We start from the raw sequence: 18,579 nt of genomic DNA, 5'->3' as shown, positions 1-18,579 counted from the left end.
AAACCTTCAGGGTGAATAATGCCCAGAGCCCAGCGCGGTTTTTCCTTAATCGAAGTGATTGTCGTGATAATGCTGGTGGGCATTATCTCGGTCACGGCTGCTTCACGCATGATGGGAAGCAGCGGTTTTGATGCCTATGTTGCCCGCGATCAGGCTATCTCGATCGCCCGTCAGATCCAAGTCATGGGCATGAACCAAGCAATAAATACCCCCAGTGATGATCCTAGTCAGTGCCTTGCGCTAAAGATCACCAGTGATTATTTTGGCTCGCTGTCATGTTCATCTAATCAAGATTTTAGCCGCTGGTTAAGCACCGATAACGACAAGGTAAGCTTCGCTATTAATAACGGTATATCAACGATGTACTTCGATATATTGGGGCGGCCGTTTATGTTTAATCGCAACAACCAAAAGGTCGCTATTTGCCAATCAGCAACCTGTGAGGTGACGTTTACCTCGCGAAGTAATGAGCAAGCAACAATGTGTATTAATGCTGAAGGTTATATGTGGTCTGGGGTGTGCTCATGAAAAGGCCAAATTCACAGCGTGGCTTTACCTTGATTGAAGGCATTATCACCATTGTTATTCTTGGCATAGCAATGGTAACGCTAACCAGTTTTCTATTTCCTCAGGTACAACGCTCTGCTACGCCATATTATCAGGCGCGAGCGGCGGCCATCGGGAATGCCTTTCTTAATGAGATCCTCTCGCGCAAGTTTGATGAGCATTCAGACCCGTTTAATGATAGCCGTATTCGATGTGGTGAATCCGTTCTCATTCAAGGCGTAGAGTTCTATCAGGAATGCTCTCAACCTATTATTGCTGGCTCGGGTTTTCGTTGGCCTGAAGATGATATAAGCGAATATTATGATTACGTTGATCCGGTCAGTGGTAACTTGCTTGGTAGAGGCTTAAGGGTTGAAATTGCCAATGATGTCGATGATTTTCATGGTTGCTGGGGGGATTTAGCCTTATGCCGCGAAAGGAACTTCGGTGAAAACAGCACTTTCCCTTGGCGTGGCTTTGTTGAAAGTTTGGTTGAAACAGCGGGTGGTACCAGCAATGAGTATTACAAGAATATCACGGTTAATGTAAAGGTGAGCTATCCAGATAGCCTTAACCTTGAAATACCACCCCGTCAGCATAAGCGAATTGAAGTTGAGATAAATACGGGTAGTTATGGGCAATATGAGTTTGTTGCCTACAGGAGTAACTACTGATGGGCAGCTTCAAACGCATGCAGCAGGGTTTTACCTTGATGGAAATGGTGATTGCCTTGGTGATCCTCGCGATCATTTCATTGGCCATTGGCAGCTACCTTCAACTTGGCGCACAAGGCTATATCGGTACGGTTAACCGGGATCGGGCGCAATCAATCGCTCGCTTTGCGCTAGAGAAAATGACCCGAGAAATTCGCCATGCCGCCCCCAATAGTGTTGAGGTTAACTCGTCTGGGCGATGTCTTTCTTTCTATCCGGTAAAACTATCGGGCTTTTATCTTGCAGAGCCTATCAATACGGCGCTGGACTTTTCCCCTACAGTGGGCAGCGTTGATGAGTGGACGGCAATTCAATCTAATGCTTGGATGGCGATTGGCCTTTCATCGGCGAAACAATATGACGAAAAACGAAACACTATTCGTACCGTTGAACAGAGCAGCGATGATGGGGTGCTGACAGCGACTCTGGCACTTCCGCTAGCATCGTCATCACCCGCCAACCGTCTGTATAGTTACAGCGAAAAAGTGAGCTATTGCTTTGATGCGACGTTCAATTCATTACATCGCTTAGTGAGTAATGCCATACCGTCTAATAATAACCTGATAGCCAAAGACGTTGAGAGTGTGAGTTTCAATGCTGAAGGCGTTGGGATGAACAGCAATGGCATGGTGCACATTCGCCTTGCCATTATGCGTGAACAGACTGGCGAAATCTCAACTTATGAGCATACAGTACAGGTGATCAATGTTTTATAGCAGGCAACGCGGCAGTGCGCTGATTGTGTCAATATTCGTTATTACCGTGATGGCGGTAATGGCCTCGGCGATGATTAAGATTGACTGGTCGAGCCAAGATACCACCTCGCGAGAAGTGTTTGCGACCAGGGCGTGGTACGCCGCCCATTCTGGTAATGAGTATATGCTGAGTAAACTGTTCCCGTTAGGGGAAGTAAGCTCGAAGCCTGAATACTGCAAAGAATATACCGGTGAGCTGTCTCCTAGCTTATTTAACTGTCAAGCATTAAAGCTTGTTTGCACCAAGCATGAATATGGTAGCGCTGAATCTAAAAAATATAAATATCAATTAGAAGCGACCGCAACCTGTGGAACGGGGATGTTTGAAACCACGAGGACTCAGGAAGCGTGGGCCAAGGATTTAAATAATGAATAAGATAATTAGCCTGCTTTTTTTGTTGATCTTGGTGGTACCATTTTCCAGTTATGCCGATGATGACGATGATTTTTGTCATGTAAATAGTAAGGCTGATTTCAGTGTTTCTTTTGATATTGATGATGCTGAATTGGAAGAAACAATCATGGCTTATCAAAGCCACGGTAACACTTCTAATAAGAGAAAACGGCCGCTTTGGACCAATGACTCAAGTGTCACTAATGAAGTTATTTACGAAAGATGGATGAAAGAAGAGCGCGATTATAGTGTTTGGTTGTGGTACGAGCATTCCGGGTACTCAAATCAAAAAGCAGGGAATTTACATTATTACCTAAAAGTTAATGGCCAATGGGTCCTTCAGCAGACTCGATGGGCCGATTTAGATGGATTGAAAGCCGCTGATATTACAGTGAAACCAGATGGTGGTGATGTTGATGACTTTCGTTGTGAACAACCGGGTCCTCCTCCCTTACCTGAAGAGCCTGAATATAGCGACGATGCTCAATTTCAATTTGGTACTCAGTCATGTAGCGCAGCTGAGTGTGAAATTCTAATAGATAATATTGATCAATATACCTTTAAGCCATTGGTCTTTTTGATGCCGACCATAGATCAAGGCTCACCAGATGACGATCCCCCCGCAACTCTTGCCGTAAAATCGGTTGATTTGAATGATGGAAAAGTAATTATTGAGCAAGTATCGCCTTCTGGAATCGGAGCCGCAGCAACGATGACTCAGGTCAGTTACTTAATCATGGAGCCTGGAAAGGCGAATTTTCATGGTAAAGAAGTGGTTGCGGGTTATGTCGATACCACTGAATATCAAGCAACATCAGGCGATGACCGAGGCTGGGAACGCGATATTGCATTGTCTGACTGGGGGGGAGGCTCGTTGTCTGATCCTGTATTTTTAACCCAGCAGCAAGGGCTCAATAGAGATCATATTTTTTCTACTTCTGCGATTACAAATATTACCGCTGGAAAAAGTGATTTAGCGATTGAGCTAGGGCGGGGAACCGTGCACCCAGCTAACAAGCGTCGTGTCGCTTTCTTAGCTAGTAGTGTGGGAACTGGCGAGACAGATACCGGAATAAAATTTGAGTTTGGTGTTGTGCGAAATTTAAATCAAACGGGAACATTGGCTGAGTCATGTCAAAACCTGCGAGTCCCCTTTGCAAACAATTATACCGTACAACTTGGTGTCGTCGGGATGAAGCAAACCCGTAATGGCCCCCATGGTGGTTGGATCCGTCGTTGTGAGTTAACACCGTCTGATTTTAGCTTTGTGTTTGACGAAGATACCTTGGGTAGCCGTAAGCATCGTAGCGCAGAGGATGTCGGTTATTTTGCGTTTGGTACGGATTTTCAAATGCCGGAGCATTGTGAATACTTCCCAGGTCCAGTGCAGTCACACTCCGAGCAAGGAAAGATTGAGATCTATGATCAGGGCTTTATTCATGGTCAGGTTGAAAACTTCAAATTGGGGTTCAATTCTATAAATGATGGCTCTGGTTTAGGCGATGAATCATGCCGTACTGATAGTGCCTCTTGGAAGTGTCAGTTAAATCAGAATCTTGTTGTAGATTCTGTGGATTTACCTCAATTTCCAAGCGGTGGTAGCAGTGAGTCGTTTTATGACGGTAAAACACACGTTATTTCTTTTGAGAAGACATACCAAAGAATAGAAGCGGGCTCGACTTCAACGGTGAAGCTTGCAGCGAGCGGTGATTATTGGATTAGAAATTTAACCCTCAATGGCCAAGCAAAGTTAGTGGTTTCTGATGGAATAAAAGTCCGGTTATTTGTGGAGAGACTTCAAACTAATATTGATTCATCCATCAACCACAGCGGTAATCCAGATGATTTCATTTTGGTCGGTGTGGGAGCTAATGCCAATATACACCTAACAGGTGAGACCACATTCCATGGCATGGTGTACTCGGAAAACCAAGTAACCCTCGATTCCAAATTTAACTTCAACGACGACATTACCCAAATGCCTGCCACCATTACAGGAGCAGTGACTGCTCGTCAGGTATTTATGTCTGGAACCAGTAACATACGTAGCGGTGGCATGTGTTTCACACCTCCTGAGCAAAACTATCAAATTACTGTTAGCCCAGAGCAAGATTTATCACTGACGTGTGATCGCCAGCCCGTCGAGTTTCAAGTGCTGGACGAAAATGGCGCTCCTGCCGGTAGCTATGATGGTCAGGTCAATATCACCAGTACGCTAACGACGGCGAACAAGGCTTTTTGGTATCTTAGTGAGCAAGGCGGAGATGCAGGAAAACTCGACATTAGCCAGAGCCATGCACTTAACGTTGATACTGACGGCAAGGTGAGCCTATGGCTGAAGAGTGATGTGGTTGGCACTATTTCGGCAACTGGCCGCCTCTCGACTAACAGTGGGAAGAGTGCCACAGGCCAGTATGGTTTTGTGCCGTTTAAGTTTGAAATTGCTGACAGTTACCTTCCGACCGTTGCCGGAAAGCCGGCAACCATAAGTATCAAAGCCAAAGCCTGTAAAACCGATAATAGCGATGAGGTATCGGTTGGCTATGATGGTAAGCGCACCCTGACACTCGGTACTCGCTATGACGCCCCCAATACTGGCAGTCAAAATATTGAACTACGGGCAGCTACCACAACCGCAAATTGGGTGAGTGATGAAATTGAACTCGACTTTAAGCGTGGCATTGCAACCGCCGAATTAAGGTACCTCGATGCAGGTAAAACAACCTTAACCCTGACTGATCCTAAATGTAGCCTTGCAGAAGGGTGCGAAATTTTACCGGATAGCCAAACGCTCGCACAGTATACGCTGGGGGACTGGACTCAGCTGGAAGGGACACAGTCGGTGTGGTCGCGCCCTTATACATTTGCCTTGTGTAATGCAGCTTACCCTTTTATTGAGAGCGCAGCAGGTACTTCTGCGAGTGGCAGTGGCTATATGGCATCGGGGGAGAGTTTCAGTACCGCAGTGAAACCAGTGATCTGGCTAACAGAAGATGAAGGTCGCAATGATATTAATATAGAAGGCAATGCGACAGCTACCGTGGATAGCCGCGGAATGTGTCAGCGTTTGGTAACAGATAATTTTTATGTCTCTGATGCCCCCATCGCAAATGTTGAGCTAAGTATACCGGAACAACCTCACTCTCCACCTGACCCATATACAGATAGAGTTGCTTTAGACTCGGATTTATATGAGGGCGGCTCTCTTACCAGCTCACCTTTGCTTAATACACAAATAAAAGAGACCCCATTTATAGCTAGTTGGGATGAAGTGGGCAGTATTTGGCTTCAAGCCGATACCCAAGCGAGCTACCTTGGAATGGATATTAATATGGGTTCTCGCCCCGTTGGTCGCTTTTATCCTGCTTATGTAGAAGTACAAAGCGGAAATGACTTTACGTATCCCCGCAATGGCAGTGGTGCTCAGAGTGGTTTTGCATATTTAGGGCAGGAATTTCGTGCTCGCTTTTCAGTGTTACCCAAAAATCAGTCTGGCAAGACCGTTGCTAATTACGCTTATTTTTTACAAAACTATCAAGCAAGGTTGGCGCTAGAAGCCATTGACGGGAGTGGCGAGAGCTTTGCTACGCGGTTGCTACCACGAGGTGCATGGTTAGGTTGGGAAAATAATGCAACCTTGATGGATTGGAAGCTGGAACGTAAAGGGTTTGGTTCTGCCTCTACAGTGAAAGAAATACCATGGGATAGCAATAATAGCACTTGGGGTTTGTATATTGCCCAAAGTGCAGATCCTACTGAAATCCTTTCTGTATCAGGAACAAACGTTGAAGTGCAAGGCAGTATTTTGACCCAAGAAATGGCGCCATTTAGCAATGCACCCGTATTGCGTTATGGGCGAATGGCGATGGATGATGCGGCAGGGGTTTCTGATAGTCAAATTCCTGTACCGCTTCGAACTGAATATTGGACTAATGATGGTTTTGTTACTAATCAAGACGATAACTTGTCGGTTTATGATAGCCAATACTCTTGTAAACAAATGATTGCTCAATCGGATAGTACTGTCGCCAGTAATTCTGAATTGCAGGGCGCTGGAAACGTTGTGGGCGGGGAGGCCAGTTCAGGGCAGCTTGTTGCACTCCCACACAAAGAGGACGGAAAACCCGTGATGGGATACCGTGAGCAAACGCGTTTTTGGTTGAAGTTAGTAAATACTACGCCACAAAAGGTCGATCCTCTTAATGATGAGGATATTCACTGTACATCTGGTATGGTAGATGCGCCATGGCTAACCTATGATTGGCGCGGCAAAGGCGATGAAAGTCCCTCGGCCGTGGTGACCTTTGGTGTCTATCGCGGTAACGATCGTATTCTCTACCGTGGTGAAAAGGGCATTAATACATTGCTCAATTAAATAAAATGCGGATCTGTGGCAGGTTTGACAAAGCTTACCTTGTCTCGATCCGCGCCCCTTGATACATTTAGCGCAATTTAACGAATTTGTAAGCTTGCAGGATTAGCCGAAGACTATGTTTAAAAAACTTCGTGGCATGTTTTCTAATGACCTGTCTATTGACTTGGGTACCGCCAATACTCTTATTTATGTCAAAGGACAGGGCATCGTACTCGATGAACCATCAGTAGTAGCGATCCGTCAGGATCGCGCCGGAGCAACCAAAAGTGTGGCCGCAGTCGGTCATGATGCCAAGCAGATGCTAGGCCGTACTCCGGGTAATATTGCTGCGATTCGACCGATGAAAGACGGTGTTATCGCTGACTTCTACGTAACTGAAAAAATGCTTCAGCATTTTATCAAGCAGGTACACGACAATAGCCTGTTGCGTCCAAGTCCACGAGTTTTAGTCGCTGTACCGTGTGGTTCTACCCAAGTAGAGCGCCGTGCTATTCGTGAATCAGCACAAGGTGCTGGTGCGCGTGAAGTGTATTTGATTGACGAGCCAATGGCTGCGGCAATCGGTGCGGGAATGCCAGTCTCTGAAGCGACAGGTTCGATGGTTATCGATATCGGTGGTGGTACAACGGAAGTTGCCGTTATTTCACTTAACGGTGTGGTGTACTCATCATCTGTTCGTATTGGTGGTGACCGCTTCGATGAAGCTGTGATCAACTATGTTCGCCGTAACTACGGTAGCCTAATTGGTGAAGCAACAGCAGAGCGCATTAAGCACGAAATCGGTTCAGCTTACCCTGGCGATGAAGTACGTGAGATTGAAGTTCGAGGCCGTAACCTAGCAGAAGGTGTTCCTCGTAGCTTTACCCTTAATTCAAATGAAATTCTTGAAGCACTGCAAGAGCCGTTAACGGGTATTGTTTCTGCGGTTATGGTTGCACTTGAGCAGTGTCCGCCAGAGCTAGCTTCTGATATTTCAGAGCGCGGTATGGTGCTGACTGGTGGTGGTGCGCTTCTGCGTGACCTTGATCGTCTACTGACCGAAGAAACCGGTATTCCAGTTGTTGTGGCCGATGAACCACTGACTTGTGTTGCTCTAGGTGGCGGTAAGGCCTTAGAAATGATCGACATGCACGGTGGCGATCTATTCAGCGAAGAATAATGCCCTCTTGGGCATGTCAACAAACAGGTTATAGCGTTACATGAAACCTATATTTGGCAGGGGACCATCCCTGCAGTTACGCCTGTTTCTTGCCATTTTACTGTCGGTTGGCTTAATGCTGGCCGACAGTCGTCTTGATGCCTTCGCCAATGTCCGTTATTTATTGAACTCGGCCATTGCCCCTCTTCAATATGCTGCAAACTTACCCCGCGATATGCTAGATGGCGTATCAGGGCAGTTTAGCTCTCGCCAACGGTTATTGGTTGAAAATAAAGCACTGAAACGAGATTTGCTTGTTCAGCAGAGTGATGTTCTGTTGCTTGAGCAATTAAAGCAAGAAAACCAGCGTTTACGGGAGCTATTAGGCTCTCCATTTGTGCGTGATGAAAAAAAATTGATTGCTGAAGTTATGGCGGTCGATTCCGATCCTTATAGCCATCAAGTCATGATCGATAAAGGCCGGATTGACGGTGTTTACGAAGGTCAACCCGTGATCAACGAAAGAGGAATTGTTGGTCAGGTGTCGTATGTCGGCGCCCATAACAGTCGTGTGCTGTTGCTCATTGACCCATCGCACGCGATCCCGGTGCAAGTCGTTCGTAATGATATTCGCGTTATCGCTTCGGGCAGTGGACAAATCGGTCAGATCCAGCTTGAGCACGTACCAAGCAGTACTGATATCGAAGTGGGTGATCTCTTGGTCAGCTCAGGTTTAGGTGGGCGCTATCCTGAAGGTTACCCTGTTGGGTATATCACAGAGTTCTCATTTGATAATAAACGACCATTTGCTCAAATCAATGCAAGGCCTGCTGTACAGTTTGATCGTCTGCGTTATTTGCTGTTGGTTTGGCCAACACCGAATGAAACGTTAAGTGAAGGGGAGTTCAATAGTGGCGCATAGTAAACCTAATGGCCGCGTGTGGATTTGGCTGTCTTTCATTATTGCCTTGGTGCTACAAGCCGCGCCGTGGCCGGGTGAATTGGAATATTTTCGCCCATCTTGGGTAACCTTGGTGGCCTTTTATTGGGTGCTGGCACTACCACATCGCGTGAATGTTGGCACAGCACTGTTACTTGGCTTGCTATGGGACTTAATGCTGGGCTCAACCCTTGGTGTACGTGGACTGATGATGTCGGTGCTATGTTATATAGTAGCGTTGAACTTTCAGGTGCTGCGAAACCTTTCTTTGTGGCAACAAGCGATGCTGGTGGCACTATTAACGCTGGGTGGCAAGCTGGTCGAGTTTTGGGCGGAATACCTAGTTTCAGTGATCACGTTTGACCCGCAGCAACTTTGGTCTGTATTGCTTAACTTCCTGTTGTGGCCATGGCTGTTCTTACTGCTACGGCGAATGCGTCGTAAGTTCTCAATTCGTTAAACTTTTCTCCCAATACGATCTGTTCGATGCTAGTTTGTAACATTACCATCGAGTACCAATGAACAGGTCGTATTGATTTGTCATACTAAACAAAATTAATGTTATCATCATGTCGACACTGCAACTGTATTTAGCTTCTGGCTCTCCTCGCCGTAAGGAATTACTCACTCAACTAGGTTATACCTTTGAGCGAATCGTCGTTGATGTTGAAGAGCAACATCAACCAGGTGAATTGCCCGCTGACTATGTACAGCGTTTATCAAAAGAGAAAGCCACTGCTGGTGTAGCGGCTTCTGATGGGCAGCGGCCAGTATTGGGCGCCGATACCATCGTGGTGGTTGATGAAACAATTTTGGAGAAACCCCAAGACTTTGCGGATGCCAAGCGAATGTTATCGCTGCTTTCTGGGCGTCAGCATCAAGTCATGACTTCCGTGACATTGGCAACAGCTATGAGACAACAAACCACGCTTGTTATTACGAACGTTTGGTTTAAGACATTGTCTGATAAAGAAATTGAAGCCTATTGGCACAGTGGCGAGCCGCAAGATAAAGCCGGAAGTTATGGTATTCAGGGGATTGGCGGCAAATTTATCGAACGAATCGATGGCAGTTATTACGCTGTGGTGGGGTTACCTTTAGTGGAGACCGACATCATGGTTCAAGACTTTTTAAGTTTATCAATTTAGAGGCAACCATGAGCACAGAGCTGCTAATTAACGTCACGCCGAGTGAAACTCGCGTTGCAATGATTGAAGCGGGCAACCTTCAGGAAATCCATATCGAGCGCGAATCAAAGCGCGGTATTGTTGGCAATATTTATAAAGGCCGAGTGAGCCGCGTATTGCCAGGTATGCAAGCTGCATTTGTTGATATAGGTCTCGACAAAGCGGCATTTTTGCATGCTTCCGATATTGTTCCCCATACAGAATGTGTGGCAGAAAATGAAAAGCAGCAGTTTCAGGTACGTGATATATCTGAACTGGTGCGTCAAGGGCAAGATCTCGTTGTTCAGGTTGTCAAAGATCCATTAGGCACCAAAGGGGCACGTTTAACGACGGATGTGACATTGCCTTCTCGTTACTTAGTGTTCATGCCAGGGGCTGGTCACGTTGGTGTTTCTCAGCGTATTGAGAGCGAGAAAGAACGTGAACGCCTTAAGAAAGTAGTCAATAAACATTGTGACGACCTTGGTGGCTTTATCATTCGTACTGCCGCTGAAGGTGCTACGTCGGAAGAGCTTGCTCAAGATGCCGCTTTTCTAAAGCATTTATGGCGAAAAGTATTAGAGCGTCGCGCTAAACATAAGCCAAAATCAATGCTTTATGGTGAGTTAGGTCTGGCGCAACGTATTTTACGTGACTTTGTCGGCACAGAACTTGATTGTATTCAGGTTGATTCACGCTTAGGCTTCGAGAAGCTTAAAGAATTTACGGATGAATTTGTCCCTGAGTTGAGTGATAAACTTGAGTATTATGCTGGTGAGCAGCCTATCTTTGATCTATACGATACTGAAAATGAAATTCAGCGTTCTCTAGATCGCAAAGTTGAACTTAAATCAGGTGGTTACCTGATCATTGATCAGACTGAGGCGATGACAACGGTCGACATTAATACTGGTGCATTTGTCGGTCGCCGTAACCTTGAAGAGACTATTTTCAATACCAATATCGAGGCAACCAAGGCCATTGCTCGCCAACTACGCTTACGTAACCTTGGTGGCATCATTATTATCGACTTTATCGATATGGCCTTGGAAGATCACCAGCGTCGGGTACTGATTGCTCTTGAGCAAGCGCTATCTTATGATCGGGTTAAAACGAATATCAATGGCTTTACCCAGCTAGGTTTGGTCGAGATGACGCGTAAGCGTACGCGTGAAAGTATCGAGCATGTACTCTGTGATACCTGCCCGACCTGTGAAGGCCGTGGTACGGTGAAAACCGTTGAGAGTGTGTGTTACGAGATTTTACGTGAAATCACCCGAGTGAATCGTGCTTATGATGCAGATCGCTTCGTGGTATATGTCTCTCCTGCGGTTGCAGAAGCCTTGGCGGGTGACGAGTACCATGCACTGGCAGAGCTTGAAGTTTTCATTGGCAAACAAGTCAAGATCAAAGCTGAGCCACTGTATATTCAAGAACAGTTTGACGTCGTTATGATGTAAATATTGCGAGGCAATTGAGTGACAACAGTTCCAGTTCGTCTGGTACGTGGATTAATGTGGCTAGTGCTAATTTTATTAGTACTGGCCGCAATTGCTATTACAGGTCTGCGTCTTTTTCTCCCCCAGCTTAACGACTACCGTGAGCCTATTCGTCAATGGGCATCATCTCAAGCCAGTATGCAGCTTGAAATTTCTCATGTCGAAGGGCATTGGCTTAACTTCGGACCCTCTCTGGTTTTGAAAGGCGTTGGGGTCAATATGCCTGATAATCCAGACTCTCTGGTTGAGGTCGGCGATGTGTCAATGCAGCTGGATATGCTTGGGTCAATCATGGGCTTGAGTCCAGTATTCAAAGATATTCGGATTGATCAACTACGTTTGGATCTCACCCAGCTTTCAGGGCTGTCTAATCGTAGTACTTCTACCGCGAGCAATCGACAAACGTCAACCATTCGCCGTTTAGAAGAATTGCTCTTTGTTCAGCTAGGGCAGTTCTCCGTACGAAACTCTGCAGTGATATTGCTATCACCTGCTGGTGAGCGGATCACACTCAACATTGAAAACCTGCAGTGGGATACTCACAATAACCAGCGCCGTGCTGAAGGGGTTGTCAGCATTGCCGATACGCATTTCAGTCAAATGCGGGTGATTGCCAACCTGTCAGAAAATCGCTCATTGACCGAACTATCCGGTGAGCTTTATGTGCAGGCCCGTAATCTTTCTGTGACGCCATGGCTGAATAAAAAGCAGCTAACGGACGCCAATATTACGAGTAGTAATATCAATGCTGAGGTCTGGCTAACCGTTGATAGTGGTCGCTTACTTAGGAGCTTTGCAAGGCTCGATAGCAGCTACCTTCGTTGGCAACAGGGAGAAGAGAAGCACGAGTTTAGTATTCGTCAGGGCCTCGTTAACCTGACGCCGATCTCATTGAACAATGGTGAAATGGGCTGGCGTTTAGATAGTGACAAAATGGAGCTGCAAACCGACAATCTGCTCTGGCCGAGTTTTGATATAACGGCACGTTGGCAGCCGGAAAGCTGGCAGGTCGCGATTAGTCAATTATCACTATCTCACCTGCGACCTTTTATTAGCTTTTTACCCGATGACAACACTGCATTTGAGATGGTTAACACCTTGCAACCCAGTGGTACGTTAAGTGACATTCGGGCTATGGGCGGTAAGGATGTTCCACCGAGGTTTTCTTTCGCACTAAATCAGTTCGGTATGAAGCAATGGGAGTTATTGCCAGAAATCCATAAACTGGATGCTTTTGTCGCTGGTGATTTACAGGGCGGCAAAGCCGTGTTGTCACTAGAAGATGATGAACTGCCTTATGGTGATGTTTTTCAGGCCCCATTAAACATTGAACAAAGTGATGTAACGGCTTTTTGGCAAATTGATAATGATGGCTGGCGATTGTGGAGTGATCAGCTGGTCGTGAATACGCCACATTTGAGTGTCGATGGTCAGTTTCGCCTAGATTTTCCAGCCGATGCACCGTCGTGGCTATCATTTTATGGTGAGGCAACACTCAGTCAGGCGGGTGAAACTTGGCGTTATCTACCAACGCACGCACTGGGTCAAGATTTAACGAACTACCTGTCGGCAGCCATTCGTGGCGGGAAGGCTGAAGATGCCCAGCTATTGTGGTACGGCGAATTGGCCGATTTCCCATATAGCGATAATACAGGTGTATTTCAGGCTTATGTGCCGATGCGCAATGGTAAGTTTAGCTTTGATACCGCTTGGCCTGAACTCACTGAGCTCGACCTTGATCTATTGTTTGAAAATGACTTTATGTACCTTGACGCGAACCATGCGCAAACCATGGGCGCGACAGCATCGAAGGTTACAGGTGATGCTGAATTAAGTGGCGATGGCCACCTCAAGTTAGCTGTTGATATTTCTGCGCAAGGTGATCAAGTCCGAGATTATATGATGGCGACGCCATTGGTTGATTCGGTCGGGGCTGCGTTGACCACCGTACAGGTCAGTGGCCATGTCGACTCATCATTTCAGTTGGATATCCCGTTCGACGGCAGCGATGTCCGAGCATGGGGCAGTGCCACATTAGCGGGAAATCAAGTTGCTATTGATGCGCCACCTATCTCTCTAGAGCAGGTTAAAGGTACGATTTCTTTTGATAATGACATCGTCAATGGTGATGGCTTTACGGCATCGATGCTCACGCAGCCAGTTTCTTTTGGATTTGCAGGGAAAAGTGAAGATAGTGGCTATAAAGTGGGTGTTGAGTTAGACGGTGACTGGCAAGTTGCTCCTTTGCAGGCACAGTTACAAGATCCACTATTGGCGCACGTTTCTGGCAGCAGTCAGTGGCACACTAAAGTTGATATCGATTTGCATGACACGGGGTTTGATTACCTTGTTGACGTGCAAGCAGCTCTTGAAAAGGTTCACAGCCAGTTACCATACCCGTTGGCGCAAAAGGCTGGCAAAAATGATGACATAACGCTGGCAGTCCGTGGTAATGCACAGTCATTGACCGGATTGATTACGGCACCAGATATGAAATATCAAGCAATTATCAATCTTGTGCCTGAGCGTTTAGAAATTGATGCCAGCGAATGGGTTATTGGTGATGCTCGGACTCAATCTCTGGTCAAAGGAACACATGCGCTAACGATCAACAGCCCTAAACTAATAAATGGCGATCGTTGGGTTGATCTTTTCAGCGATATTGATGATAAACAGGCGCAGGTTGAGCGATCTGGTAAGCCAAGTGTGATGCCAATCATTCCATTACCTACCCAAGTTGATGCGAAAGTGCGGCAATTGAAACTGGCCACCCTTGACTGGAGTCGTGTTGATTTAACCCTTCGTAGACAGACCAAGCAATGGCATATGAAGTTAGCCAGCCGAGAGGTCACAGGCGAAGCTGTTTGGCCTGATAACGCTCCTATCAATATTATGCTCGATAATTTGCATCTCAATATTCCTAATATGGATGATTCTGAGATAAGTGATGGTCCTCGGAAAAAGTACCAACCACAGCGAGACATACCGCCAGCGACTGATTTTGACCGCAGCATGATGGTGAATATTCCAGAAATGGATATCACGATGAATGATGCATGGTTACAAGGCTATCGTCTGGGGAGTGTTTCTGGAAAGGTCCGCCGTGATGGCAGCATGCTTGAATTGGTCAACTTTACGATCGACTCTGGCGAGACATCACTCAACCTTGATGGACACTGGACACTGACCGATGATCGCAATGAAACCCAGATTGCTTTTGATATCGATGGTGAGAACAGCTCTGATCTTATGGGACGCTTTGGTATCTCCGGCGGGATCCAAGGAGCTAAGTTTAGTACTTATGCCTCTATTCAATGGCAAGGCTCACCGTGGTCAATGCACCGCGAGACGTTATCTGGCGAGATGAAATCAGAGACCGGACAAGGTGTGATCAGTGATATTGGTGGTGCAGGGCGCTTGCTTGGCCTATTTAGTATTGACTCGATTGTGCGCAAGATGCAGCTTGATTTCTCAGGGATCTTTGATGATGGCTTAGCATTTAACTATATCCGTGGTAGTGGTCAAATTGAGAATGGGCGCTTTGAAACCTCGAATATCAAAATGCAGGCACTGGCTGGTGATATGTTTATTCAGGGAAGTGCTAATCTTGTAAATGAGACCGTGGATGCAAGGGTCAGATTTACCCCGGACTTTACCTCTGGTATTCCGGTATTAACCGCATTTGCGGTAGCACCTCAAACGGCTATCTATGTGTTTGCTATATCAACGGCATTATCGCCAGTCTTGGATGTGTTTACTCAGGTTAACTATAGAGTTAAAGGGCCAATAGATTCGCCAATAGTGACTGAACAATCACGATTCACGGGTGAATATACCGTGCCTGAAGACTTAAAACAGCAAGAAAAATCAAAATAACGACAAGGCAGTGAGCTGCATTTTATCCAAGGGCATATCTTGGATGAAATGCCATTAGGGAGAAAGTTATGGCTAAAGTTGGCATCGTACAAATGAATTCAGGCGCCGATCCTGAAGTGAACCTTAAGCACCTTAAACTAAAGCTGAAAGGGCTGCAGTTACAAGGGGCTAAGCTGGTTCTAACCCCTGAAAACTGTTTGGTTTTTGGTTCTCGACATGATTATCAGCAACATGCTGAACCATTGGGGGATGGCCCTCTTCAGCAGGCTATCGCTCAATTGGCGAATCAGTTAGGCATTTGGATTCTGATTGGCTCTATGCCTATTCGTCATTCGAGTGGTGCAATCACTACAACGGCACTGCTGTTTGATGATAAAGGCGAGTGTCAGGGTCATTATAATAAGCTCCATATGTTTGATGTTGAAATTGAAGATAAGCATCATAGTTACCGTGAGTCCGATACCTTTTTACCGGGCAATGACGTCAAAGTGATCGCTACGCCTTATGGCAACATTGGCTTATCAATCTGTTATGATGTCAGGTTCCCGCAATTATATTCGGCCTTGCGAGAGCAAGGAGCGGACATCATTGTTGTGCCAGCTGCCTTTACCAAAGTAACAGGTAAAGCACACTGGGAGCTCCTGTTGAGGGCTAGAGCGGTAGAGACTCAGTGCTGGGTGATTGCTGCAGCACAATGGGGCGAACACAATGAGTCCCGAGAAACCTGGGGGCACTCAATGATTGTTGACCCTTGGGGGCAGGTTGTCGCTTGCCAGCAACAAGGAACTGGAGTGCTGCTGGCTGATGTTGATTTAGAGCTCAGCCAAGCAATAAGAACAAATATGCCATTGGTGAATCACGCAAGATTTAGTGTTCACCAACGCTAATACTGATACGCCTTCGCTATGTGTGGGCGGTCGGATATAACAAGAGCAAAGTAGATGACGCTGGAAACTGTAGAAGAGACAATGTTAGCCCAATCAGGGCTAGGACGTGAAGAGTTAAGCCAGACCTTGAGCATGATTGCTGCAAGGGATGTGGACTATGCTGATATTTATTTTCAGTCTTGCTGGCATGAGTCATTAGTGCTTGAAGATAGCATTATTAAAGATGGCTCATTTAATATCGATCGGGGTGTTGGTGTTCGAGCAGTTTCTGGCGAAAAAACCGGTTTTGCCTACTCCGATCAAATCAACCAGCTGGCATTAACCCAAAGTGCAAAAGCAGCACGAGGGATCACTCGCATCGGTGGTAGCGGTAAAGTAAGCGCATTCACACCAAGCAACCCAACCAACATCTATGCGCCAGTTAATCCGCTTAATAGTTTTGATAAATACCAGAAAATCGCATTACTGGAAGAGATTGACCGCTATATTCGTACCAAAGAGCCGATGGTCAAAGAAGTCTCGGTTAGTATTAATGGCGTTTACGAGCAGGTAATGGTTGCCGCACTTGATGGTACCTATGCGGCAGATATTCGCCCATTGGTACGCTTATCAATCAGTGTTTTAATCGAGAAAGGCGATAAACGCGAGCATGGTAGTGCGGGCGGTGGTGGTCGCTATGGTTATGAATATTTTCTAACTGAAGAAAACGGTAAGTCGATTGCTTTAAGTTATGCCGATGAAGCATTGCGTCAGGCGATTATCAACATTGATGCTGATGAAGCTCCTGCAGGTACTATGCCGGTTGTACTTGGTGCTGGCTGGCCTGGTGTCTTATTGCATGAAGCGGTCGGCCATGGCCTTGAGGGAGACTTTAACCGTAAAGGCTCTTCCATGTTCTCTGGTCAAATGGGCCAGCAAGTTACATCACCGCTTTGTACCATTGTCGATGATGGCACGCTCAAAGACCGTCGTGGTTCAATTAATATTGATGATGAAGGTACACCAGGCCAATACAATGTATTGGTTGAGGGCGGTAAGCTAAAAGGCTACATGCAAGATAAGCTGAATGCCCGCCTGATGGGCGTTGACCCGACAGGTAATGGTCGACGTGAATCGTATGCGCATTTGCCGATGCCGCGTATGACGAATACGTATATGCTGCCGGGTGAGCACTCACCGGAAGAGATTATCGCGAGTGTGAAGAAAGGTGTGTATGCGCCGAACTTTGGTGGTGGTCAGGTTGATATTACATCGGGCAAGTTTGTATTTTCTGCGTCGGAAGCTTACTTGATCGAGAATGGTAAAATAACGCGTCCAATCAAAGGTACGACCTTGATTGGTAGTGGTATCGAAGCGATGCAGCAGGTATCGATGGTCGGTAATGATCTGGATATTGACCGTGGTGTTGGCGTGTGTGGTAAAGCTGGCCAAAGTGTGCCTGTTGGCGTTGGGCAACCAACCCTGAAAGTTGACTCAATGACCGTTGGTGGTACACAGTAAGCGAAGGCTTAGTGTGGGCGTCATGCCAAAGGTTATAAAAAATGCCAGCAGTGATGCTGGCATTTTTTTATTATCGCGAGGCCGTGATGCTCAAGGCAAGACCGGATCTGTACTCACAAAGCGTTTAGTCTTTAATGTACAGTTCTTTTAGCACCTGAAAAATTTCACGATAAGCTTTGGCTGGCTTATTTTGAGCCTTTTCTTTGCTTGCTTGGCGAACTAGCTGGCGCAAGCGAGTACGATCGGCATTTGGATGGTCAACTAGAATTGCGTTGATCATACTGTCGCCATTCTCAATTAAACGATCACGTTTCTGCTCAAGTTTCTTTAACTCAAACGTTGCTTGAGAGTGCTTGTTGTTCAGCTTATCTAAAGCAGCTTGAATAGGTTCAATTTCCACATAACGCATAAGTTTACCGATGCGCTGTAGCTGACGGCGTCGTGCTTCGTTTTTAAAGCGCTGCGCGTCTTTGATCGCCTCAAACAGCTCTTCGTCTAATGGTATCTTAGCGAGTGCGTTAGGTTTGAGTTCGACCAGTTCTTCACCCAGTTTCTGTAGGGCATCCATGTCACGCTTCATCTCGGATTTACTGACCCAGATGATTTCTTCTTCCTCTTCCCAAGGGGCTTTTTGGTTTTTGCGGCTCATATCAGGCTCTTCGGAATTGCATTTGTTTTTATTTTACCAGTTTAATCGGGATTTGGGGCGCAAAATACGCACAGGGGGTGTTATCCTAAGAGTAATACCAATTTCATTGGCTTATTTGGTTACCCGATAAGGTATCTTAAA

At 46.3% G+C, this 18,579-nt stretch carries 14 protein-coding genes; 13 read left to right on the top strand and 1 reads right to left on the bottom strand.

Translation table 11 applies throughout. The annotated features are described in order from the left end of the window. Window positions 1-18 precede the first annotated feature (18 nt). From L4D09_RS07135 to tldD, 13 genes are all read left to right on the top strand, one after another. Window positions 19-528: a type II secretion system protein gene (locus L4D09_RS07135; RefSeq protein WP_428456802.1), complete on the top strand. Its 510-nt coding sequence runs from the start codon at window positions 19-21 to the stop codon at window positions 526-528. Continuing rightward, the gene (locus L4D09_RS07130; RefSeq protein WP_428456801.1) at window positions 525-1,220 is read left to right on the top strand and encodes a type IV pilus modification PilV family protein; all 696 of its coding nucleotides are present in this window, start codon (window positions 525-527) and stop codon (window positions 1,218-1,220) included. Before L4D09_RS07135 ends, L4D09_RS07130 begins: the two co-directional genes overlap by 4 nt. Then, window positions 1,220-1,975 carry a PilW family protein gene (locus tag L4D09_RS07125; protein WP_428456800.1) on the top strand — a complete coding sequence of 252 codons (756 nt, stop codon included), beginning with the start codon at window positions 1,220-1,222 and terminating at the stop codon, window positions 1,973-1,975. Before L4D09_RS07130 ends, L4D09_RS07125 begins: the two co-directional genes overlap by 1 nt. After that, complete coding sequence (locus tag L4D09_RS07120; protein ID WP_428456799.1) at window positions 1,965-2,390, top strand: MshP protein; 426 nt, start codon at window positions 1,965-1,967, stop codon at window positions 2,388-2,390. Before L4D09_RS07125 ends, L4D09_RS07120 begins: the two co-directional genes overlap by 11 nt. Further along, a complete protein-coding gene (locus L4D09_RS07115) occupies window positions 2,383-6,783 on the top strand; it encodes a DUF6701 domain-containing protein (RefSeq protein WP_428456798.1) in 4,401 nt (1,466 codons plus the stop codon). Before L4D09_RS07120 ends, L4D09_RS07115 begins: the two co-directional genes overlap by 8 nt. Before the next feature lie 115 nt (window positions 6,784-6,898). Next, window positions 6,899-7,942 (top strand): rod shape-determining protein, encoded by a 1,044-nt coding sequence (locus L4D09_RS07110; protein WP_428456797.1) that lies wholly within the window; start codon window positions 6,899-6,901, stop codon window positions 7,940-7,942. A 40-nt stretch (window positions 7,943-7,982) separates the two neighbouring features. Continuing rightward, complete coding sequence (mreC, locus tag L4D09_RS07105; protein ID WP_428456796.1) at window positions 7,983-8,843, top strand: rod shape-determining protein MreC; 861 nt, start codon at window positions 7,983-7,985, stop codon at window positions 8,841-8,843. Beyond that, complete coding sequence (gene mreD, locus L4D09_RS07100) at window positions 8,833-9,321, top strand: rod shape-determining protein MreD (RefSeq protein WP_428456795.1); 489 nt, start codon at window positions 8,833-8,835, stop codon at window positions 9,319-9,321. Before mreC ends, mreD begins: the two co-directional genes overlap by 11 nt. 109 nt (window positions 9,322-9,430) lie before the next feature. Continuing rightward, window positions 9,431-10,009, top strand: a complete 579-nt coding sequence (locus L4D09_RS07095; RefSeq protein ID WP_428456794.1) for a Maf family protein — start codon at window positions 9,431-9,433, stop codon at window positions 10,007-10,009. 8 nt (window positions 10,010-10,017) lie between these two features. Further along, window positions 10,018-11,487: a ribonuclease G gene (gene rng, locus L4D09_RS07090; protein WP_428456793.1), complete on the top strand. Its 1,470-nt coding sequence runs from the start codon at window positions 10,018-10,020 to the stop codon at window positions 11,485-11,487. Window positions 11,488-11,505: 18 nt separating this feature from the next. Continuing rightward, window positions 11,506-15,402, top strand: coding sequence for a YhdP family protein (locus tag L4D09_RS07085; protein ID WP_428456792.1), 3,897 nt, complete (start codon window positions 11,506-11,508; stop codon window positions 15,400-15,402). 68 nt (window positions 15,403-15,470) lie between these two features. After that, on the top strand, window positions 15,471-16,289 hold the full coding sequence (locus L4D09_RS07080; RefSeq protein WP_428456791.1) for a carbon-nitrogen hydrolase family protein: 819 nt from the start codon (window positions 15,471-15,473) through the stop codon (window positions 16,287-16,289). Window positions 16,290-16,343: 54 nt separating this feature from the next. Beyond that, complete coding sequence (gene tldD, locus L4D09_RS07075) at window positions 16,344-17,789, top strand: metalloprotease TldD (RefSeq protein ID WP_428456790.1); 1,446 nt, start codon at window positions 16,344-16,346, stop codon at window positions 17,787-17,789. A gap of 124 nt (window positions 17,790-17,913) precedes the next feature. Here tldD and yjgA read toward each other — a convergent pair whose 3' ends face one another. After that, window positions 17,914-18,438, bottom strand: a complete 525-nt coding sequence (yjgA, locus tag L4D09_RS07070) for a ribosome biogenesis factor YjgA (protein ID WP_428456789.1) — start codon at window positions 18,436-18,438, stop codon at window positions 17,914-17,916. Between the last annotated feature and the right edge of the window lie 141 nt (window positions 18,439-18,579).

This window comes from Photobacterium makurazakiensis (assembly GCF_050336715.1).
Taxonomy (GTDB): Bacteria; Pseudomonadota; Gammaproteobacteria; order Enterobacterales; family Vibrionaceae; genus Photobacterium; species Photobacterium makurazakiensis.
This window is presented reverse-complemented; position numbering and strand designations above follow the sequence as displayed.